17 protein-coding genes are annotated in these 21,661 nt (G+C 72.7%); 7 read left to right on the forward strand and 10 right to left on the reverse strand.

The features are described from left to right. Window positions 1-6: 6 nt before the first annotated feature. Entirely contained in the window at window positions 7-705 is a 699-nt protein-coding gene (locus H9652_RS09110) for an exonuclease domain-containing protein (protein WP_191795940.1), read from the reverse strand. Window positions 706-915: 210 nt separating this feature from the next. Between H9652_RS09110 and H9652_RS09115 the strand changes: the two genes are divergently transcribed. Next, complete coding sequence (locus H9652_RS09115) at window positions 916-2,040, forward strand: GuaB3 family IMP dehydrogenase-related protein (protein ID WP_138825476.1); 1,125 nt, start codon at window positions 916-918, stop codon at window positions 2,038-2,040. Then, entirely contained in the window at window positions 2,040-2,624 is a 585-nt protein-coding gene (locus tag H9652_RS09120; RefSeq protein ID WP_191795941.1) for a GNAT family acetyltransferase, read from the forward strand. The genes H9652_RS09115 and H9652_RS09120 overlap by 1 nt, the downstream gene beginning before the upstream one ends. Before the next feature lie 83 nt (window positions 2,625-2,707). Here H9652_RS09120 and H9652_RS09125 read toward each other — a convergent pair whose 3' ends face one another. Beyond that, window positions 2,708-3,469: an SDR family NAD(P)-dependent oxidoreductase gene (locus tag H9652_RS09125; RefSeq protein ID WP_191795942.1), complete on the reverse strand. Its 762-nt coding sequence runs from the start codon at window positions 3,467-3,469 to the stop codon at window positions 2,708-2,710. A 95-nt stretch (window positions 3,470-3,564) separates the two neighbouring features. Here H9652_RS09125 and H9652_RS09130 point away from each other — a divergent pair, with 95 nt between their 5' ends. Together H9652_RS09130 and H9652_RS09135 are read left to right on the forward strand one after the other, a co-directional pair. Then, the gene (locus H9652_RS09130) at window positions 3,565-4,179 is read left to right on the forward strand and encodes a TetR family transcriptional regulator (protein WP_191795943.1); all 615 of its coding nucleotides are present in this window, start codon (window positions 3,565-3,567) and stop codon (window positions 4,177-4,179) included. A 155-nt stretch (window positions 4,180-4,334) separates the two neighbouring features. Beyond that, window positions 4,335-5,960, forward strand: coding sequence for a succinic semialdehyde dehydrogenase (locus H9652_RS09135; RefSeq protein WP_191795944.1), 1,626 nt, complete (start codon window positions 4,335-4,337; stop codon window positions 5,958-5,960). On the opposite strand, the gene H9652_RS09140 is transcribed toward H9652_RS09135, so the two are convergent. The 5 genes from H9652_RS09140 to H9652_RS09160 form a co-directional block, all read right to left on the reverse strand. Continuing rightward, window positions 5,935-6,756, reverse strand: a complete 822-nt coding sequence (locus tag H9652_RS09140) for a SanA/YdcF family protein (protein ID WP_191795945.1) — start codon at window positions 6,754-6,756, stop codon at window positions 5,935-5,937. The genes H9652_RS09135 and H9652_RS09140 overlap by 26 nt on opposite strands. Before the next feature lie 10 nt (window positions 6,757-6,766). Further along, entirely contained in the window at window positions 6,767-7,783 is a 1,017-nt protein-coding gene (locus tag H9652_RS09145; RefSeq protein ID WP_191795946.1) for a DUF4031 domain-containing protein, read from the reverse strand. Between the two features lie 110 nt (window positions 7,784-7,893). After that, the gene (locus H9652_RS09150) at window positions 7,894-9,276 is read right to left on the reverse strand and encodes an acetate/propionate family kinase (protein WP_191795947.1); all 1,383 of its coding nucleotides are present in this window, start codon (window positions 9,274-9,276) and stop codon (window positions 7,894-7,896) included. After that, the gene (gene pta / locus H9652_RS09155) at window positions 9,273-11,480 is read right to left on the reverse strand and encodes a phosphate acetyltransferase (protein WP_191795948.1); all 2,208 of its coding nucleotides are present in this window, start codon (window positions 11,478-11,480) and stop codon (window positions 9,273-9,275) included. Before pta ends, H9652_RS09150 begins: the two co-directional genes overlap by 4 nt. Then, window positions 11,477-13,972 carry a phosphoketolase family protein gene (locus H9652_RS09160; protein WP_191795949.1) on the reverse strand — a complete coding sequence of 832 codons (2,496 nt, stop codon included), beginning with the start codon at window positions 13,970-13,972 and terminating at the stop codon, window positions 11,477-11,479. Before H9652_RS09160 ends, pta begins: the two co-directional genes overlap by 4 nt. Window positions 13,973-14,214: 242 nt before the next feature. On the opposite strand from H9652_RS09160, the gene H9652_RS09165 reads away from it, so the two are divergent. Continuing rightward, the gene (locus tag H9652_RS09165) at window positions 14,215-15,183 is read left to right on the forward strand and encodes an SURF1 family protein (RefSeq protein WP_318244064.1); all 969 of its coding nucleotides are present in this window, start codon (window positions 14,215-14,217) and stop codon (window positions 15,181-15,183) included. Here the strand turns inward: H9652_RS09165 and H9652_RS09170 are convergent. From H9652_RS09170 to H9652_RS09180, 3 genes are all read right to left on the reverse strand, one after another. Continuing rightward, a complete protein-coding gene (locus tag H9652_RS09170) occupies window positions 15,164-15,877 on the reverse strand; it encodes a YceI family protein (RefSeq protein WP_191795950.1) in 714 nt (237 codons plus the stop codon). The two genes, H9652_RS09165 and H9652_RS09170, sit on opposite strands and share 20 nt — an antisense overlap. 252 nt (window positions 15,878-16,129) lie before the next feature. Beyond that, window positions 16,130-17,863 carry an ABC transporter ATP-binding protein gene (locus H9652_RS09175; RefSeq protein ID WP_191795951.1) on the reverse strand — a complete coding sequence of 578 codons (1,734 nt, stop codon included), beginning with the start codon at window positions 17,861-17,863 and terminating at the stop codon, window positions 16,130-16,132. Further along, window positions 17,860-19,695, reverse strand: coding sequence for an ABC transporter ATP-binding protein (locus tag H9652_RS09180; protein WP_191795952.1), 1,836 nt, complete (start codon window positions 19,693-19,695; stop codon window positions 17,860-17,862). Before H9652_RS09180 ends, H9652_RS09175 begins: the two co-directional genes overlap by 4 nt. A 58-nt stretch (window positions 19,696-19,753) precedes the next feature. Here H9652_RS09180 and H9652_RS09185 point away from each other — a divergent pair, with 58 nt between their 5' ends. Next, window positions 19,754-20,191, forward strand: coding sequence for a DUF3817 domain-containing protein (locus H9652_RS09185; protein ID WP_191795953.1), 438 nt, complete (start codon window positions 19,754-19,756; stop codon window positions 20,189-20,191). Continuing rightward, complete coding sequence (moeB, locus tag H9652_RS19740) at window positions 20,188-21,591, forward strand: molybdopterin-synthase adenylyltransferase MoeB (RefSeq protein ID WP_225227969.1); 1,404 nt, start codon at window positions 20,188-20,190, stop codon at window positions 21,589-21,591. Before H9652_RS09185 ends, moeB begins: the two co-directional genes overlap by 4 nt. Window positions 21,592-21,661 lie beyond the last annotated feature (70 nt).

Consider the following 21,661-nt stretch of genomic DNA (forward strand, 5'->3'; position numbering starts at 1 on the left):
CGTGGCTCAGGACGGCCAGGCGGTGCTGGCCCCCGCGCCGACGTACCCCTGCCCGGCGCGCCACGTGTTGAAGTTCTCCGCCCAGGCCCGGTGAGCCGTGATCTGGTGGCGGTGCAGCGAGTCGAGGTCCCGTTCGGCGAGCTCGGGGAAGACGCGGGTCATGGCCTCGAGCACGTCGAGCGTCGCGAGGACGTCGACGTCCGCGGTGTGGAGGTTGCCGCCGTCGGTCACGCCGTAGTGCACGCACAGGTCGCCGAGCTTGCGCTTCCCCTTGCGGAAGCGGTCGAGCGAGCGGTCGAGCACGAGCGGGTCGATCACGGGCGTGACCTCGCGCCCCAGCCGTTCGCCCAGGGTCGGCAGCGCGTGGCGTGCGAGCTCGGCGTCGAGCAGGGACAGGTCGAACGCCGCGTTGAACGCGACGACCGGCACGCCGATCGCGAGGTCCGCGGCGATGAGCGACGCGATCTCCTCGAGGGCCGGTCCCGGGGCCACCCCGTGCGCGACCGCGTGCTCGGTCGAGATGCCGTGGATCGCGGCCGCCTCCGCGGGGATGGGGACGCCGGGATCGACGAGCCAGGTCCGGACCTCGGTGCTCCGGCCCGGGACGCGCCGCACGAGCGCCGCGGTCACGATGCGGTCGTTCGTGACGTCGACCCCGGTGGTCTCGGTGTCGAAGCCCAGCAGCGGTCCGGTCGTCCAGCTCATCGTCGTGCTCCTTGCAGTCGTCCTGTGGGTGGTGGCCCGGCGGTCCTCGCCGTTCACGACCGTCCCTGGTCTCTGCTGGTGAGCATGCCAGCGGCCACTGACAGCCCTGACGGCCCCTGACAGCCCTGGCGGGTGGCGCTGCTGGGACGTCGCGGTCCACCGCGTGGCGCGCGAGGGCGTTCCCCTGCCCGGGCCCGGTATCCTCGTCGGGTGAGCAACGAGATCGAGATCGGTCGTGGCAAGCGCGGACGGCGCGCCTTCTCCTTCGACGACATCGCCGTGGTCCCCTCCCGGCGTACGCGTGACCCGGAGGACGTGTCGGTCGGGTGGCAGATCGACGCCTACCACTTCGACCTGCCGATCCTGGCGGCCCCCATGGACTCCGTGATGAGCCCGGCGACCGCGGTCGCCCTGGGCAACGCGGGCGGCCTGGGCGTGCTGGACCTCGAGGGCCTGTGGACGCGGTACGAGAACCCGGAGCCGATCCTCGCGGAGATCGCGACGCTCGACGCCGTGAGTGCGACGCGTCGCATGCAGGAGGTGTACGCCGAGCCGATCAAGGCCGAGCTGATCACCCAGCGCCTCAAGGAGATCCGGGAGTCCGGAGTCACGGTCGCGGGCGCCCTGTCGCCGCAGCGCACGCAGGAGTTCTACAAGACGGTCGTGGACGCCGGGGTCGACCTGTTCGTCATCCGTGGCACCACGGTTTCGGCCGAGCACGTGTCGGGCAACGCGGAGCCGCTCAACCTCAAGCGCTTCATCTACGAGCTCGACGTCCCGGTCATCGTGGGAGGGGCCTCGACCTACACCGCGGCCCTGCACCTGATGCGCACGGGAGCTGCGGGCGTCCTCGTCGGCTTCGGTGGCGGCGCGGCGCACACCACGCGTGTGAGCCTCGGCATCCACGCGCCCATGGCGACGGCTGTCGCGGACGTCGCGGCCGCGCGTCGCGACTACCTGGACGAGTCGGGTGGCCGTTACGTGCACGTCATCGCGGACGGCGGCGTGGGGCGTTCGGGCGACCTGGTCAAGGCCGTCGCGTGCGGCGCGGACGCCGTGATGCTCGGCGCCGCGCTGGCGCGTGCCACCGAGGCCCCGGGCAAGGGCTGGCACTGGGGCTCCGAGGCCCACCACCCGCAGCTTCCCCGTGGCGAGCGCGTGAGCGTCGGCACGGCGGGCTCCCTCGACGAGATCCTGTTCGGCCCGGGCCGCCAGGCTGACGGCACCCTCAACCTCGTGGGCGCGCTCAAGCGTGCGATGGCCACGACGGGCTACTCGGACCTCAAGGAGTTCCAGCGCGTCGAGGTCGTCGTCTCGCCCTACCAGCCGCGCTGATGGCTCCGGGCCGCATCCGCGACGGGGTCGGGTTGACGAACGCCCTCGGCGCGGGTGCGCCCGCCGGCGGCGAGCCTGGACCCGCGCGGGCTGCTCCTGACGGTGCCGTCGAGCCGGTGCGGGACGGCGTCGTCGGGACGTTCTCCGTGGGCGGCGTCGACTTCCGGGAGATCACCGACGACGACGTCGAGCAGGTCGTCGCCCTGTGGGAGGCGTGCGGCCTCGCGCGGCCCTGGAACGACCCGCACCTGGACGTGGCGGACGCCCGGACGGCCCCGTCCTCGGCGATCCTCGTCGCGCGCTCGGGTGCTCCGGGCGGCGGGGCGGGCCCCGTCGTCGCGACGGCGATGGCCGGGTTCGACGGGCATCGCGGCTGGATCTACTACGTCGCGGTGGCGCCGGACCTGCAGGGCTCGGGGCTCGGCCGGGACGCGGTGGTCGCCGCGGAGGCGTGGCTCGCGTCGCAGGGCGTGCGCAAGGTACGCCTCATGGTGCGCACGACCAACACGCAGGTCCTGGGCTTCTACGAGCGGCTCGGGTACGTCGACGCCGAGTGCACCGTCCTCGGCCGCGACCTCGGCTGAGACACCAGGGCAGCGGGGCCCGAGGCGGATCGGGCGCGGCGAGCAGCCCGACCGGCCTCGGGTCCACGACCCGGGACGGGCCGTCAGATGGTCGACCAGCCGCCGTCCGACATGAGGAGCACGCCGTTCACGTTCGCCGAGTCCTCCGAGAGCAGCCACGTGATCGAGGCCGCGAGCTGCTCGGCGGTCGCGGGGGCGGGCACGGTCGCCTGCATGATCGGCCCGAGTCGCTTGGCGCCGAGCTCGGAGCGGAACTGCGCCTCGATGTTGGTCGCGACGGCGCCCGGCGCCACGGCGTTGACGCGCACTCCTGCGGGGCCGTAGAAGAGCGCGGTGCTCTTGGTCAGGCCCACGACCGCGTGCTTCGAGGTCGCGTACGGGGTGCCCGAGGCGCCGGCGCGCACGCTGGCCTCGCTCGCGACGTTGACGATCCGGCCGTGGCCCGCGTCGACCATCGCGGGCAGCACGGCGCGCATGAGCTTCATGGGTGCGGTCACGTTGATGCGCATGACGCGCTCCCACAGGGCGTCGTCGATCTCGGCCGTGGGGACGAACGAGTCCATGATCCCGGCGTTGTTGACGAGTCCCGTGATGCGACCCTCGCCGGCCTCGACGATGCGGGCGATCACGGCGTCGTCGGACACGTCGCCCTCGATGGTCAGGAGGGGGGCCTCGCCGCTCTCGGCGACGAGCGCGGTGAGGCGGTCGGCGTCGAGGTCGCTCGCGATGACGCGGGCGCCCTCGGCGAGGAGCCGGGTCGCGGTGGCCTTGCCGATGCCGGAGCCTGCGCCGGTGACGACGACGGTCGCGCCGGAGAATCGGTTCGGGATGGTCGACGTGCTCATGATGGGGGTCCTTCCGCCGGGTCGAGGTGCCTGGATTCGGCTCCTGCTACCTTTATAACACTCAGTGCCATAAACCTGTTTCGCGAGGAGATGTGATGTCGCAGACACCCGCACGCCGGGGACGCCCCGCCACGGTCGATCCGGCGCACGTCGCCGCCACGGCCCTGCGCCTGTTCACCGAGCAGGGTTTCGGGAACGTCACGATGGACGACGTCGCGAGCGCGTGCGGCGTCGGGCGGCGGACCCTCTTCCGTCTCTTCCCGTCCAAGGCCGCGATGGTCTGGGGCGGCTCGGGCGAGGCGCGCGACGCGATCACCGAGGTTCTGGGCGCGAGCAGTCCCGCAGGCCTGGCCGAGGCGCTCGACGTGGTGCGCGCCGCCTTCGTCGCGTCCTCGACCTTCCCCGACGACGCCCTCGAGGTCACACGCCAGCGGCTGCGGCTCATCGGCTCGGACGACGAGCTGCTCGCCTGGGGAACGTCGCGCATCGGCACGTCGGCCGCGCTCGTCGAGTCCTTCCTGGCCCGCGCCGAGGGCGGGCCTCAGCCGTCGCTGCGCGCGCGGTCGCTCGCCGCAGCGTGCTCGGCCGCGAACTTCGCGGCCCTCGTCTGGTGGGCCGAGGCCGCCGCCGAGCGGGACCCGGCCCAGGTCGTCGACGACGCCCTCGCGCACCTCCTCGACGGAGCGCGCAACTGGGCGGCGCAGGGCTGAGCGGGGCATCCCGGCGCCCTCTCGGCGCGGCCCCGGCTCGGCCCGCGCCCGTCGGCCCCGGCCGACGTCATTCCCGGCACGCCGGGCGAGACCTACCAAAGGGGATTGTGTGAAGGATGTTCTGCCCGGGGGTGCTGCCGCGTAACCTGTCACGCATGGCAAGCGAAACATCGGACGGCAGCGCCGCCATCGACGGCCTCCTGGACCCGGAGCACCCCTCCGCCACGTACGTCCTGGAGCCCGACGTCGTCGCTCCCCTCGTGGCCCGCGTCGTCACCTCCCACACGGCGGGCGAGCACCGCTCGGTCCTCCCGTTCACGGGGGCGCCGCTCGCGTCGATCCCTCTGTCCTCGGTCGAGGACGTCGCGGTCGCGGTCGCGCGTGCGCGTCGCGCCCAGCGTTCCTGGGCGCACACCACGGTCGGCGAGCGCGCAGCGGTGCTCCTGCGCTTCCACGACCTGGTCCTCGAGCGGCAGACCGAGATCCTGGACCTGCTCCAGATGGAGACGGGCAAGTCGCGTCGCAGCGCGTTCGAGGAGGTCGGTGACATCGCCCAGGTCACGCGCCACTACGGCGTGCGGGCCGCGCACTACCTCGCCGAGCGTCGCGTGGGCGGGATGCTGCCCGTCCTGACGCGCGCGAGCGTGCACCGCCGTCCGGTCGGCGTGGTCGGTGCGATCGCGCCCTGGAACTACCCCCTCACGCTGGCCCTCGCCGAGGCCCTGCCCGCCCTGGTCGCAGGCAACGCCGTGGTGGTCAAGCCGGACCCCCAGACCACGCTGACTGCCCTGTGGGCCGCCGAGGTCCTCGAGGAGGCCGGGCTGCCCGGCGACCTGCTGCTCGTCGTGGCCGGTGGCGGAGAGATCGGTGCGGCCCTGACGGGGCTCGTCGACCACATCGCGTTCACGGGTTCGACCGCGACCGGGCGCAAGGTCGCTGCGCAGGCGGGCGAGCGGCTCATCGGGACCACGCTCGAGCTGGGCGGCAAGAACCCCCTGTACGTCGCGGCCGACGCGCACGTGCCGTCCGCGGCCCAGGGTGCCGTGCGTGCGTGCTTCTCCAACAGCGGCCAGCTCTGCGTCTCGATCGAGCGGCTCGTCCTGCACGAGGACATCGCCGAGGAGTTCCTCGACGCGTTCGTCCCGCTCGTGCGCGAGCTGAGGCTCGGCACCGCGCTCGACTACTCGGTGGACATGGGCTCGCTCACGTCCCAGGCGCAGCTCGACCGCGTGGTGGCCCACGTCGACGACGCGCTCTCGCAGGGTGCCCGTGTGCTCGCCGGCGGTGTGCACCGCGCGGACATCGGGCCCTTCTTCTACGCGCCCACGGTCCTCGACCACGTGCCGCCCACGGCCGAGTGCGCGCGCGAGGAGACGTTCGGCCCGGTCGTCACGGTGACTCGCGTTCCCGACGACGCGGCCGCGATCCGGGCCATGAACGACTCGGACCTCGGGCTCAGCGCGAGCATCTGGACGCAGGACACCGCGCGCGGACGCCGGCTCGCCGCGCAGGTCGAGGCGGGGGCCGTCAACATCAACGACGGGTACGCGTCGGCGTTCGGCTCGGTCGCGGCACCCATGGGCGGGTTCAAGAGCTCGGGCGTGGGGCGTCGGCACGGGCGCGAGGGGATCGAGGCGCTCACCGAGGCACAGACGATCGTGGTCCAGCGCGGGGTGTCGCGCGGACTGAGCTTCGACACCCTCTACGCGCAGCCTGCCGACCGCGCGAGCCGCCTGCTCACGACCGCCTTCGCGGTCATGAAGAAGCTGCGCCTGCCGTAGCGGCCGAGAGCGAGTCCAGGACGTCCGTGACCGCGGTCTCGCGCGTGCCGAGGTGCACGGGCTCCCGGCCGGTCACGGCGTCCCAGGCGGCCTTGAGCGAGGCCGGCGCCTCGCGCACGCGGTACATCACGGCCTTGGCGGGCTCGACGCTCTCCGCGGACACCCCGACGCCCACCGCGTCGATGCCCGCCTGCGCGCACGAGAACAGCGCCCGGGGCAGGTGGTAGTCCTGCGTGAGGACGACCGCCTCGGTGACCCCGAAGACCTCACGTGCCCGCACGCACGTGTCGTGGGTGTCGAAGCCCGCGAAGTCGCGCACGACGCGTTCCGCGGGCACGCCGTGGGTGACGAGCCAGTCGAGCATCGCGGTCGGTTCGTCGTAGTCCTCGCTCGAGTTGTCCCCGCTCACGAGGATCACCTCGATCGTGCCGCGCTCGTACAGCTCGCGCGCAGCGTCGAGGCGCCGCGTGAGGTACGTCGACGGCGTGCCGTCGGGGCGCAGGCCCGCGCCGAGGACGAGGGCCACGGGGCGCGCGGGCACGTCCTCGACCCCGGGGTGCACGCGCAGCTGCCCGCTCACCTGGACCCACGCGACGGGGGCCGCGACCACGAGGACCAGCGCGGCTGCCCCGATGAGCGCGGCGCGTCCGCGGCGGCCTCGCAGCCAGGACGGTCCGGGTCGGCGTGCCCGCCCCGCTGCGGGGCGCCCAGGACTCTCCGTGGAGGTGTCGTTCGGCCCCGCCACGTCCGGCGCTGTCTCCGGGGGCGTGGCCCGATCCGTCCCCTGCTCGCTCATGCGGGCGAGCCTACTGGCGAGGGTTACGGCCCTGCGCGAGGCCGCGCGCAGCGAGGCCCGCGAGCTCGGTCCGCAGGTTCTGCTCGGCGCGCTCCTGCCAGCGGTCGCGCCCCGACGGGGTCCGGAAGAGGGAGGGCAGCGCGAGCAGCTGCTCGAGGACCGCGGCACGACCCGCCACGAACTGCTCGTCAGGCACGTGGGCGTACTCCGCGCGGACCTGCCGGACGTAGCGGGCGTACCGGTCGGGCGCGGAGCCGAGGATCGCGAGGTCGGCGTCGCACACGAGCGCGCCCACCACGTCGTCCGCGTCGGGGTCGTGCGTCGCCGTGAGCCGGACGAGGCGCGCGACCTCCGCGACGTCGTCGTGCGTGAGGTGCGCCCCGCCGTGGGCGGTGGACCGGTTCCCGGTGAGCGACGCCGTCGGGCCGGGGACGAGCGGCGACAGGCGTGCGACCGCGAGCGCGGCCGACGCCTCCTCGTCCTCGCCCGCGACGCCCTCGTGGACCGCGTCGTGGAACCACAGCGCGAGCTGCGTGCCCTGCGACGCGCCCGACGGCGCAGGCTCGCCGGGGGAGGGCACGCCCGGCGAGCGGCCCTCCAGGACCGCGAGGGAGTCGAGCACGTGGACCAGGTGCGCGGGCCCGTGGTAGGCGCGGTGCGGCTCGTGCCAGCGGGCGATCAGGTCGTTGCCCACCTCCCGCGCCCCCGGGAGCCCCGGCAGGACCGCGTCCCAGCGCGCCAGCAGTGCCGCGGCCTTGGCCGCTCCCCGCTCGCGGGCGGGGACGCGCAGCCCCGAGGCCCGCAGCCGCACGATGAGCTCGCGCCCCGACACGTCCTGGGCCCCCGCGGCGACGCAGTCCGCGTGGCGCTCGGCAGGGACGTCGTAGTGGTCGAGGTCGAACGCGCGCCGGCCCAGCCCCAGCCGCTCGGCGAACTCGTGCAGCTCGTCGAGCGAGGAGTCCGAGACGAGGTGGGACCACGAGGTCCCGTGGGCCGGCCAGGTCGGCGGGTCGATGAGAAGAGCCACGCCTCGACCCTAGAGGGTCGAGGCGTGGCTCGGGTCGTGCGCGGGCAGTGCCGTGCCCACGCACGTGCCGTCGCGCTGTGCTCGGGCGCGCGACGACGGCGGTGGGGCGGTCAGGACTCCTGAGGTGCTTCCGGCTCTGCCTGCTCGGCAGGAGCGGACGGCTCGGTGGCCGACCCGGCCGGCTCTGCCGATGCTGCCGGCGCTGCCGGCGCTGCCGGCGGGAACGTCACGGGCTTCCCGGCCTTCTCGGTCTCCTCGACGATCTCCACGCTCAGGCGGGCGATCGCGAGCTCCTCCATGGTCGGCACGACCATGACCAGCGTGCTCGTCCAGTCGGGCGAGATGACGCGCGGCTCCTTGCTGCGGACCGCGTTGCGCTCCGGGTCGACCGCGATGCCGAGGCCCGCGAGGCCCTCGACGACCTGGGCGCGCACGATGTCGTCGTTCTCGCCCACACCGGCCGTGAACGCGATGACGTCGATGCGACCCAGCACGGCCATGTACGCGCCGATGTACTTGCGCAGCCGGTGGATGTACACGTCGAGCGCGAGCCTCGCGTCCTCGTTGCCTGCGGCGATGAGGTCGTGCAGCGCGCGGAAGTCGTTCTCGCCCGCGATGCCCTTGATGCCCGAGCGCTTGTTGAACAGGTCGTCGAGCTCGTCGATCGACATGTTCGCGTTGCGGGCGAGGTGGAAGATCACCGCGGGGTCGATGTCTCCGGTGCGGGTCCCCATGACCAGGCCCTCGAGCGGCGTCAGGCCCATCGACGTGTCGACCGCGATGCCGCCGCGCACGGCCGAGGCCGACGCACCGTTGCCGAGGTGCAGCACGATGATGTTGAGGTCCTGCAGCCGGCGGCCCAGGACGCGTGCGACCTTGCCCGACACGTAGTGGTGGCTCGTGCCGTGGAAGCCGTACCGGCGCACGCCGTACTTCTTCGCGGTCTCCTTCTCGAGCGCGTAGGTCGAGGCGGCCTCGGGCAGCGACGAGAAGAACGCCGTGTCGAACACCGCGACGTGCGGGACGTCGGGCAGGAGCTCACGGGCGACCGAGATGCCCGTGACGTTCGCCGGGTTGTGCAGCGGGGCGAGCGGAGCGAGGTCCAGGATCTGGCGCTCGACCTCGTCGTCCACCAGCACGGGGCGGGAGAACTGGGCGCCGCCGTGGACGACGCGGTGACCCACGGCGTACACGTTGGCGTCGGCGAGCCGCGGCCCGACCTCGTCGAACAGCGACAGCGCGATGCGCAGCGCCTCGGCGTGGTCACGGACGGGCTCCTCACGCGTGGTCGTGTTGCCCGCGAAACGGTGCTTGATGACGCCGTTCGACTCGCCGATGCGCTCGATGGTCCCCGCCGCGATGGCCTCGCCGCCGACCGGGTTGACGAGCTGGTACTTGAGCGAGGACGACCCCGAGTTCATCACGAGGACCGAACCGTGCGCGCCGTACGCCGAGTACGGGTTCGAGCGCTCGTGCTCCGGGAGGACGGTCATGCGGGTGCTCCGTTCGTGCTGGGCTCGGTGGACGAGCCCGCCTGTGCCTGGATGGCCGTGATGGCCACGGTGTTGACGATGTCCTGGACCAGGGCACCGCGCGAGAGGTCGTTCACGGGCTTGTTGAGGCCCTGGAGGACGGGTCCCACCGCGATGGCGCCCGCCGAGCGCTGCACCGCCTTGTAGGTGTTGTTGCCCGTGTTGAGGTCGGGGAAGATGAAGACCGTCGCCTTGCCCGCGACGTCCGAGACCGGCATCTTGGACGCGGCCACGGACGCGTCGACCGCGGCGTCGTACTGGATGGGTCCCTCGACGAACAGGTCGGGGCGGCGGCTGCGCACGATCTCGGTCGCGGAGCGCACCTTGTCGACGTCGACGCCCGAGCCGGACTCGCCGGTCGAGTACGACAGCATCGCCACCCGCTGGTCGATCCCGAACTGGAGCGCCGTCGCGGCCGACGAGATGGCGATGTCGGCGAGCTGGGTGTCGGTCGGGTCCGGGTTCACGGCGCAGTCGCCGTAGACCAGGACGCGGTCCTCGAGGCACATGAGGAACACCGACGACACGACGGACACGCCCGGCATGGTCTTGATGATCTCGAACGACGGCTTGATGGTGTGCGCCGTCGTGTGACGCGCCCCCGAGACCATGCCGTCGGCAAGGCCCAGGTGGACCATCATCGTCCCGAAGTAGGACACGTCCGGGACGATCTCACGCGCGCGCTCGACCGTCATGCCCTTGTGGGCGCGCAGCGTCGTGTACTCCTCGGCGAAGCGCTGGACGAGCTCCGGGTCGTGCGGGTCGATCACCGTCGCGGCGTCGATGTCGAGGCCCAGCTCGGTCGCCCGGGCACGGATCGACTGCTCGTCGCCCAGGATCGTCAGGTCGGCGACCTGGCGACCCAGCAGGGTCGAGGCCGCACGCAGGATGCGGTCGTCGTCGCCCTCGGGCAGCACGATGTTCTTGCGGTCCGCGCGGGCTCGCGAGAGCAGCTCGTACTCGAACATGAGCGGCGTGACGACCTCGGGGCGCGGGACGTCGAGGCCCGCGAGGAGCGCGGCGCCGTCGACGTTCTGCTCGAACAGCGCGAGCGCCGTGTCGACCTTGCGCTGCGACTCCTTGGACACCCGACCGCGCACGCGCGACGCGGCGCTCGCCGAGCGGAACGTCCCGAGGTCGGTACGGATGATCGGCAGGCTCGGGTCGAGGGCCTCGAGCAGGCGACCGGTCGAGTCCGTCGGGTAGAAGCCGCCGTTGAGGACGATGCCCGCGAGCGACGGGAAGTTGCGGGCCTGGTGCGCGGCGAGCAGGCCGATGAGGATGTCGCTGCGGTCGCCCGGCGTGATGACCACGGCGCCGTCGACGAGCTTCTCGAGCAGGTGCTCGAGCGACATGGCCCCGACGAGCAGGTCGAGGACCTCGCGGCCCAGCAGCTCGGGGTCGCCGAGCGCGAGCCGGCCGCCCACGGCCTCCATGATCGCGGCCACGGTCGGGGCGTTGAGGAACGGGTCCTCCGGGATGGCCCACCCGGGCAGCGAGCCCGACGCAGAGTGGGTGCCCTGGCCCTCGGGCGTGATCGCCGTGAGCTGCGCACGCACCTGCTCGATGCTCTCGGGGCGGCACCGGTTCGCGACGACCGCGATGGGCTGGGCGTGGTTCGAGCGGAGCTCGTTGACGCTGACCTCGGTGAGGTTCGCGATGGCCTCGGGCGTGCGGTCACGGCCCGAGACGACCAGGAGCACCGGGGCGCCCAGGTTGGCCGCGATGCGGGCGTTGAACGCGAGCTCGGTCGGGCCTGCGACGTCGGTGTAGTCCGTGCCGACGATCACCACGAAGTCGCACTGCTTGGCGACGTCGTGGTAGCGGGCGACGATCTGGGCGAGGGCCGCCTCGGGGTCGGCGTGGACGTCGTCGTACGTGACGCCCATGGCCTCCTCGTAGGTGAGGTCGACGCCGTCGTGCGCGAGCAGCAGCTCGAGCACGTAGTCGCGGTCCGCGGAGCCGGGTGCGGCGGCGGAACCCGCCCCGTCGACGGGGGCGGTGGCCCCCGCGACGGAGCTCGGGGCGGTCCTCGTCACGGGCCGGAAGACCCCGACCCGCTGGACCCGACGGGTCAGCAGGTCGAGGACGCCCAGCGCGATCGTGGACTTCCCCGTCTCGCCCTCAGGTGAGGCGAGGTAGATGGATCGGGCGGTGCTGGTCACTCGTTGTCGCCTCCGGTAGCGGCGGCCGCGTCGTACGACGGGCCGCTCCCTTCTGTCGCGGTGTCGCCCGCGTCGGGCCACACCCAGTCACGGACCGAGGGGATGTCCTCGCCGTGCTCTCTCGTGTACTGCCGTGCTTCGAGGCGGGCGTCCACCATCTTCTGGCGCAGACCTGCCGCCTTCGACCGCAGCGACGGCACGCGGTCGATGACGTCGATCACCAGGTGGAACCGGTCGAGGTCGTTGAGCATGACCATGTCGAACGGCGTGGTGGTCGTGCCCTCCTCCTTGTAGCCGCGCACGTGGATGTTCTCGTGCCCGTTGCGGCGGTAGGTCAGGCGGTGGATGAGCCACGGGTACCCGTGGTACGCGAAGACCACTGGCTTGTCCGTGGTGAAGAGCGTGTCGAAGTCGCGGTCGGAGAGCCCGTGCGGGTGCTCCTTCTCGTCCTGCAGGCGCATGAGGTCCACGACGTTCACGACGCGCACCTTGAGCCCGGGCAGGTGCTGACGCAGCAGGTCGGCCGCGGCGAGCGTCTCCAGGGTCGGGACGTCGCCCGCGCAGCCGAGCACGACGTCGGGGTCCTCGCCCGGGACCTCCGTGCCGGCCCACTCCCAGATGCCCAGGCCCCGGGTGCAGTGCGCGACGGCCTGGTCCATCGTGAGGAAGTTCGGCGCCGGCTGCTTCCCCGCGACCACGACGTTGACGTACTGGCGCGAGCGCAGCACGTGGTCGTAGGTCGAGAGCAGGGTGTTGGCGTCCGGCGGCAGGTAGACGCGGACGATCTCGGCCTTCTTGTTCACCACGTGGTCGATGAAGCCCGGGTCCTGGTGGCTGAAGCCGTTGTGGTCCTGACGCCACACGTGGCTCGAGAGCAGGTAGTTGAGGCTCGCGATCGGGCGGCGCCACGGGATGTCGTTCGTGATCTTGAGCCACTTGGCGTGCTGGTTGAACATCGAGTCGATGATGTGGATGAACGCCTCGTAGCACGAGAACAGGCCGTGCCGGCCCGTCAGGAGGTAGCCCTCGAGCCACCCCTGGCACTGGTGCTCGGACAGCATCTCCATGACGCGACCCGCACGCGCGAGGTGCTCGTCGACGTCGGGCCCGAAGAAGTCCGCGTTCCACTGCTTGTCCGTGACCTCGTAGACGGCCTGCAGGCGGTTCGACGCGGTCTCGTCGGGGCCGAAGATCCGGAAGTTGTCCGGGTTGAGGCGCACCACGTCCGTGAGCCACTGACCCAGGACCCTCGTCGCCTCCGACGTGCCGCCGCCGGGTGCGCTGACCTCGACCGCGTAGTCGCGGAAGTCGGGCAGGCGCAGGTCCTTGAGCAACAGGCCGCCGTTGGTGTGCGGGTTGTCGCTCATGCGCAGCGTGCCGGGAGGTGCGAGCCTCGCGACGTCCGCGTCGAGGCGGCCCTCGTCGTCGAACAGCTCGTGGACGCGGTACGAGTCGAGCCAGTCCTTGAGGTCCTGCAGGTGCTCGGGGGTGTCGCGCGCGCTCGCGAGCGGCACCTGGTGCGAACGCCAGGAGTCCTCGGTCTTCTTGCCGTCGATCGACTGGGGTCCCGTCCACCCCTTGGGGGTGCGGAAGACGATCATGGGCCAGGCGGGGCGCTCGTCGTTGCCCGCCGCGGCGTCGGCCTTGATCTGCGCGATGTGGTTGAGCACCTCGTCGAGCAGGACCGCGAAGCGGCGGTGGACCTCGTAGTGGTCCTCGCCGTCGAACCCGCCCGTGAAGAAGTACGGGGTGTGGCCGTAGCCGATCATGAGGTCGCGCAGCTCGTCGTCGCTGATGCGCGCGAGGATCGTGGGGTTCGCGATCTTGTACCCGTTGAGGTGCAGGATCGGCAGGACGACGCCGTCGTTGACCGGGTTGACGAACTTGTTCGAGTGCCAGCTCGTGGCCAGGGGGCCGGTCTCGGCCTCGCCGTCGCCCACGACCGCGGCGACCAGCAGGTCCGGGTTGTCGAACGCGGCACCGTAGGCGTGGGAGAGCGCGTAGCCGAGCTCGCCGCCCTCGTGGATCGAGCCGGGGGTCTCCGGGGCGACGTGCGAGGGGATCCCGCCCGGGAACGAGAACTGGCGGAACAGCCGGCGCAAGCCCTCGGTGTCCTGGGTGATGTCGGAGTAGACCTCCGAGTAGGTGCCCTCGAGGTAGGAGTTCGCGACGAGACCGGGCCCGCCGTGACCAGGGCCCGTGACGTAGATCGTCGACTGCTCACGCTCGACGATCGCGCGGTTCAGGTGCGCGTAGAGGAAGTTCAGGCCGGGCGTCGTGCCCCAGTGGCCGAGGAGGCGCGGCTTGACGTCGTCCCGGGTGAGGGGCTCGCGCAGCAAGGGGTTCGCCAGCAGGTAGATCTGGCCGACCGACAGGTAGTTGGCGGCCCGCCACCACCCGTCGACACGCGCGAGCGTCTCCTCGGAGAGGGGGGCGACCTCGGCGGATCGCCAAGGGGTTCCTTCTGTCGGACGCGAGGTGGTCGTAGTCATCGCACGCTCCAGCTGTACCGGGGAATGGTGGCACCTTCATACAACCTCATCCATGGGGGCAACGCATGGTTTCGACGGCCCCACGGGATGTGAGGTGCGTCGGTCGAGGCAGAAAAGGACGAAGGTCCCGACCGCTGCGTCGAGAGGTCCCGGGACGGTCGATCTCGTCCGGGGGAGTGGTCTGGGTCACGTCGGGGGTCGGGGATTCTCTCCGGTCACCCCCGCCCGGCTACCGTGGAGTCGTGTCCGACCAGGCCCCCTCTCGCCCCGGCTTCTGGGCTGTCGCCCGCCGCCCCCGCATGATCGGCTTCCTGCTGCTCTTCCTGCTCGCGGCGGGCGTGTGCGGCCGCCTCGGGGTGTGGCAGCTCGACCGTGCCTACCAGCGGGCCGAGCTCGCCGAGCAGCACGAGATCGCCGAGGCCGAGGCCGAGGCCGCCGGCCCCGAGGGGCTCGGGGTCCTGCTTCCCCCGCAGTCGACGTTCCCGGGCGAGCTCGTGGGACGCCAGGCCTGGGTCGAGGGCGAGTACGAGCCCGAGGGCCAGCTCCTCGTCGCGGGGCGCGCGCTCGACGGGCGCACGGGCTACCTGGTCCTGACTCCGCTGCGCGTGAGCGACGACGGCACGGGCGGCGAGTCCTGGGCCGACCTGTCCGGTCCGCCCGTGGTCCCGGTCGTCCGTGGCTGGGTCCCGACGACGGACGGCCCGGCCCTCGAGGTCCCGTCCGGCGAGGTGCGGCTCGCCGCCTACCTCCAGGCCTCCGAGGCCGCCGGCACCGGCGGGCTGCCCGAGGGGCAGACCGACTCCATCTCCTCGGCGGCGCTCGCCAACGTGTGGGGCAACCCGATCTACGGCGGGTACCTCGTGCTCATGGAGTCCGACCCTGCGCAGCTCTCCGCGGCCGACGGCGGTCCCCACCTCCTGCCTCGGCCCACGATCGAGGGCGGCAACGGGGTCAACGTCCAGAACGCCTTCTACGCGCTCCAGTGGTGGATCTTCGGCGCGTTCGCGGTCGCGCTGTGGGTGCGGCTCGTGCGCGACGAGGCCGCGGGCGGGCGCAAGCGCTCGGACGGCGTCGGGGGCGGGATCGCCGGGTTGCCCGACCTGCCGCCGGCACCGCGCGGCGAGGTGCCCGACGCCGGTGGGAGCGAGGCCGCCGGCGGCACGGCGGGGGCCGCGTCGAACGGCGACCCGGTCAGCCGTCCGACGGTGTGAGCTCGAGCAGCATCTCGACGGTCCCTGCGTCCTCGACCTGGACGAAGCCGAGGTTCGGCGCGGTCACGCCGTAGTCGGAGAACGTCACGGGGATCGAACCGCTGACCTGCGCTCCGGCGCCCGCGGTCCTTGCCTCGAGGGTCGCGGTGACCTCGTGCGGGACGCCCTTGATGGTGAGCGTGCCCGCTGCCTGGACCGTCGCGGTGCCGGTCGCCAGACCGGAGAGGTCGACGGGGGCGGTGAGGACGAAGGTCGCGGTCGGGTGCTCGCCGGTGTCGAGGATGCCCAGGAACTGCCGGTCGCGTCCCGAGTCGTCGGTCTCGACGGTCGTCATGTCGACCTCGATGCTCGCTGCGGTGAGGACGCCGCCCTCGACCGTGACCTCGCCGCGCACGTCGCTCGTGCGTCCGACCACGGTCACGTCCTGCCCCGAGAGCACCTCGTCGACCCGGTAGCCCGCCTGGGACTCGGTGTCCACGGCGTAGACGCCGTCCTGGACACCGTCGACGGGCGAGCCCGACGAGCCCGCGCCGTCCTGCGCGGCCGAGGTGTCGTCGCTGGGTGCCGCGGAGCCGATCGACAGGGGAGCGGCCTCGGTGCCGGCCTGCGAGCGGGCGTAGACCCACGTGCCACCGAGCAGGAGGAGCGCGCACAGCATCGCGATCCCGACGGTCAGCGCGATCGTCTTCTTCATGGCCCCTCGCATCCTCGTTGAACGTTCAACCAATCCTGAGGGTTCTTCCTGGGGAATGCCTGGAAGCAGGGCGTCGTGTCTGCTGTGCATCCGGGTGTGCGCCGAGGACCTCGTCGTCCCGGCGGGTCGTCGGGCTGCGCCGGGACACGTCGGAACGGCGCGAGCGTACCGGCAGGTCAGGGCGTCGCGGGACAGCGTTCAGGGCGTGGTCGGTGTCCGGCCACGCCCTGAACGGTCCCGCGCGGGGACGGGCTACTCCTGCTGCCAGGAGCTCCAGAGGCGCGCGTAGTCGCCGCCCGCCGCGACGAGCTCGTCGTGCGGCCCGATCTCGGTGATGCGCCCGCCGTCCACGACGGCGACCCGGTCGGCGTCGTGCGCGGTGTGCAGGCGGTGGGCGATCGCGACGACGGTGCGCCCCTCGAGGACGGCGTTGAGCGAGCGCTCGAGGTGCCGGGCCGCGCGCGGGTCCAGCAGGGACGTCGCCTCGTCGAGGATCAGGGTGTGCGGGTCGAGCAGCACGAGCCGCGCGAGCGCGACCTGCTGCGCCTGCGCTGGCGTGAGCACGTGACCGCCCGAGCCGACCTCGGTCGCGAGCCCGTCGGGCAGGGCCTCGACCCAGCCCCGGGCGTCGACCGCCGTGAGCGCCGCGAGCAGCGCGGCGTCGTCCGCGTGCTCGTCGGCCAGGCGCAGGTTGTCCGCGAGCGACCCGACGAACACATGGTGCTCCTGCGTGACGAGGGCGACGTGACGGCGCAGGTCGTCGAGCGGGAGGTCGACCAGCTCGACGCCGCCCACGGTCACGGAGCCGCCCGTGGGCGGGTGGATGCCTGCGAGCATGCGCCCGAGCGTCGACTTGCCCGCGCCCGACGGGCCGACGACCGCCAGGCGTTCGCCGACCGCGAGGTCGAGGTCGATCCCGTGCAGCACGTTGTGCCCCTCGCGGTACGCGTACTCGACGTCCCGCGCCACGACGTGCTCGTCCGTGGGCACCTCGTCCCCGGCCTCGCGGTCGCTGTCGACGAGCTTGACGCCCACGATGCGTGCGAGCGAGGTCGCGGCGACCTGGATCTCGTCGAGCCAGAAGATGAGCTCCCAGACGGGGCCTGCGAGCTGGAACGCGTACATGGCGATGGTCGTCACCGCGCCGATCGTCGCGTGCCCGGTCGAGAGCATGTAGCCGCCCCACACGATGACCGCGACGGGCGCGAGCACGAACGTGAAGTCGACCACCGGGAACAGGACCGTGCGCAGGTTCAGCGTGTACCTCTCGGCCGCGAAGGCCTCGCGCAGGTCCGCCTCGACCCGGGCCCGGCGCCGGGCGCCCAGGCGCAGGGCGTCGACCGTGCGGGCACCCTCGACCGACTCGGTGATGGTGCCGTTGAGCGCGGCGTACGCCGCGGACTCACGCTGGTACCCGGGTGAGGCGCGCCGCAGGTACCAGCGCGAGACGACGACCATGAGCGGGACGCCGAGGAACAGCGACACGGCCACGAGGGGCGAGGTGAGCATGCTCGCGACGACCGTGAGCAGGATCGTGACGACCGCGACGATGAGGCGCGGGACCCCGAACCGCACGGCGTGCTGGATGCGGTTGACGTCGTTCGTCGTGCGCGCGACGAGGTCTCCCGTGCCGGCGCGCTCGACCGTCGACAGCGGCAGCGTCGTGACCGTCTCCAGGAAGTCCTCGCGCAGCTCGGCGAAGACCGTCTCGCCGAAGATCATCGAGGACTTCTGGGCGTAGCGGATGAGCACGGCCTGGACGAGCACCGCGCCCACGCCGATCGCGATGACCTGGTTGACGTAGGCCGAGGTGGTGCCCTGGGCGACCGCGTCGACGAGCCGGCCCAGGATCCACGGGCCTGCGAGCCCCGCGATCGCCGCGACGGTGTGCAGGACCGCGAGGCCGACGAGCGGCCTGCGGTGCTCGCGGACCAGGTAGGCGGTGTGCTGGCGGACCTGGGAGGCGTCGGCGATGGGGAGCTTCATGACACGCCCTTCGAGGCGTCGGTGAGCTCGGCGGAGCCCGTGGGCAGGTGGTCGTCGTCGGGTTCGGCGGGAGCCTCGTCCATCGAGCGCCCGACGACGGCGCGGTAGCGTGCGGCCTCCTCGCCCTGGTGCGCGTCGAGAGGGCGGTGCAGGAGGTCGCGGTGAGTGCCGTGCGTGACGACGCGGCCGTCCTCGACGAACAGGACGTCGTCGACGTGGTCGAGCACGAGCGGGCTCGCGGTCACGATGAGCGTGGTGCGCCCGCGCCGGACCTCGGCGAGGCGTTCGGCGATGCGGGCCTCGGTGTGGGCGTCGACCGCGCTCGTGGGCTCGACGAGCACCAGGATCTCGGGGTCGGTGAGGATCGCGCGGGCCAGGGCGACGCGCTGGCGCTGACCGCCGGACAGCGAGCGGCCCTTCTCGGGGAGCTCTCCCGCGAGGCCGTCGGGCACCGAGTCCAGGACGTCGTGCGCGTCGGCCATCATGACGGCCCGCAGGAGCTCGGCCTCGAGGCTCCCGCCACGGACGTCGATCTCCTCGCCGAGCACGCCGGAGAACAGGTGGGGCGTGGCCTCGGCGACGACGATGCGTTCGCGCACCACGTCCTTGTCGAGGTCGGAGAGCCGGATCCCGCCCAGGTGCACGGGCGTGCCCGCCTCCGCGACGTCGTCGAACCGCCCCATCCGCGTGGCGATGCGCGCCGACTCGTCCGGGTCCACGCTCACGAGCGCGACGACGCGGCCGGGCGTGAGCTCGACACCGCTCGCGTCGTCGACCAGGGGCGCCCCGGCGGGCGGTGCGGACGCCGTGCCCGGGGTCGCGCCCGTCGCGGGGACCACCGAGAGCACCTTGACGAGCTTCTTCGCGGCCACGTGGGCGCGCGTCGTGATCTGGAGCGTCTGGGTCGCGATCTGCAGCGGCCACGACAGGAACGCGGCGTACCCGTAGAAGGCGACGAGCTGGCCCGGGCTGATGTCCCCGGCCACGGCCGCGTGCGCGCCCAGGTACAGGACCAGGGCGACGAACAGGCCGGGCAGCAGGACCTGGAGCCCGTCGAGGTAGGACTGCGTGGTCGCGACGCGCACGCCCGTCTCGCGGACGGCCTGCGACTGGGTGCGGTAGCGGTCCGTGAAGACCTTCTCGCCGCCGATGCCGCGCAGGATGCGCAGGCCCGAGACGGTGTCCGCGCCCAGGGTGGTCAGTCGGCCCGACGCCTCGCGCTGCGCGGCCTGGCGCTGCTGGAGGGGCTTGACGAGGAACGCGAGGATGCCCGCGACGACCGGCAGCCCGAGGACCACGACGAGGCCCAGCTGGAGCGAGGTGCTCAGCATGATCCCCGCGACCACGGCGTACGCCATGAGGGAGCCCGCGAAGCGCGCCGCGATCGCGTAGACCTCGCCCACGCGCAGCGCGTCCGACGCCACGGCGGACACGACCTCGCCCGTGGGGAGCTCGTCCGTGATGGTGTGCCCCGAGCGCGCCACGGTGTCGCCGACGAGCTGCGAGGTGGTGAAGGCCGAGCGCAGCCAGTTCTCGATGTCGAAGCGGTGGCCGAGAGCAGCGGCGCCCACCTGGACGAGGCCGATGCCCAGCATGACCGCGGCCCAGCCGAGCAGGACCGCACCGAAGCCCGCGTCGAGGCCCTCGTCGAGCGCGCGGCCCAGCACGTAGGGCATGACGGCCTGGCACACGAACGTGACCATGCCGAGGAGGACGGCGACCAGGAGGATGCCCCACTGGCGGCGCGCGAGCCACCAGAGGAAGGCGCCGGGGCCGGTGAGCGGAGGGGTGCCCGGGTCGGGGAGGGGGAGGGGTCGCACGGTCACTAACATTAGGTGTGGCCACCGACACCGGGCCACGGATTTTCGCTCAGCGTAAGGAAACCTTCCCATGACCACGCCCGACCCCGCCGGCTCGCAGACGACCTCCGACGCAGCGGCGGACGCCCCGTCGCAGGAGGTCGTGGACCGCGCCGTCCGCAAGGCCCGCGGTGCGCTCCAGCGCTACCGCGTGATGGCCCTCATCACCGGTGTGATGCTCCTGATCCTGTGCGTCGAGATGATCGTCAAGTACGGCGTCGGGCACTTCGTCGACGTCGACGGCGTGATGCGCTTCGTGGGCTGGATCCCGTTCGCGCACGGCTGGGTCTACGTGGTCTACCTCGTGACGGTCCTGGACCTGTGGTCCAAGATGCGCTGGAGCTGGGGCCGTCTGGCCACCATGGTCTTCGCGGGCGTCGTGCCCGTCATGTCCTTCATCCTGGAGAAGAAGGTGCACCGCGAGGCCGAGGCCAAGCTCGACGCCCTCGTGGAGCAGTACGCGCGATGACCTCGCTGCCGCCGCTGGTCGCTCCCTCGACCGAGCCGCTGTCCCCGCAGGAGCTGGCCCGCTACTCGCGGCACCTGGCCCTGCCGGGGATCGGGGTCGAGGGCCAGCAGCGGCTGCGCGCCGCGCGCGTCCTGGTCGTGGGCGCGGGCGGGCTGGGCAGCCCGGCGCTGCTCTACCTGGCCGCGGCCGGCGTCGGGACGATCGGCATCGTCGACGACGACCGCGTCGAGGTCTCCAACCTCCAGCGCCAGGTGATCCACGGCGGCTCGGACGTGGGGCGGCCCAAGGTGGAGTCGGCGCGCGACGCCGTCGCGGAGGTCAACCCGCACGTGAGCGTCCGCCTGCACGAGCACCGTCTCGACGCGAGCAACGTCCTGGCCGTCCTGGACGGCTACGACGTCGTCCTCGACGGGACCGACAACTTCGCGACCCGCTACCTCGTGGGCGACGCCGCCGAGATCGCGGGCATCCCGTGCGTGTGGGGCTCGATCTTCCGCTTCCAGGGGCAGGTCAGCGTCTTCTGGTCGGCGCCTCCGGTCGGGGAGGGCGTGGTCTACCGCGACGTGTTCCCCGAGCCGCCGCCGCCCGGCACCGTGCCCGACTGCGCGACGGGCGGCGTCCTGGGTGCCATGTGCGGCACGGTCGGCTCGGTCATGGCGACCGAGGCGATCAAGCTGATCACGGGAGCGGGACGCACGCTCCTCGGCCGCCTCGCGGTCTACGACTCGCTCGAGCTCACGTGGCGTCACCTCACGGTCCGCGCCGACCCGCAGCGCGTCTCCGTGACCGAGCTCCTGGCGGGCGACCGCGCCTACGAGGTGTTCTGCGGGGTCGCCCCGGCGGCAGCAGCGGTCCCGGCCGTCGTCTCCTCCGGGACGGGCCTCTTCTCCGGCCCGACGGCGGACGGTCGCCTCGCGGTCGACCTCGCCCGGGTGGCAGGGGGGCCGGGCGCCGCCTCGGACGGGCCGGTCCCAGGGACGGGAGCGACGTCGTCGGGCAGCACCTCGACCATCCGGCGAACGGGCGACGGGACGCCGGTGCCGGGGACCCACCCCGCCGCCGCGACGCCCACGACCCTGACCGCGCGGGAGCTCGCCGACCGCCTCGCCGACCCCGACGACGACGTGCTGCTGCTCGACGTGCGCGAGGTCTGGGAGACGCAGATCGTGGCGATCGACGGCGCCCGCGCGGTGCCCAGCGGGGTCTACGCGGGGCCCGGCGCGGCCGCGGCGCTCGCCGATCTTCCGCGCGACCGGACCGTCGCGGTGCTGTGCAAGGTCGGGGGCCGGTCCGACCGGGTCGCGAGCCTCGCGCGGGCCGCGGGCGTGGACGCACGCAACGTCGAGGGCGGGGTCCTGGCGTGGGTGCGGGACGTCGAACCGGGACGCCCGACCTACTGACCGTCGGCCCCGTCCGCCGAGGTAGACCTGTGTGCGCGAGGTAGACCCTCGGGAGGTCTACCTCGCGCAC

It is taken from the genome of Oerskovia rustica (assembly GCF_014836555.1).
Classification (GTDB): domain Bacteria; phylum Actinomycetota; class Actinomycetes; order Actinomycetales; family Cellulomonadaceae; genus Oerskovia; species Oerskovia rustica.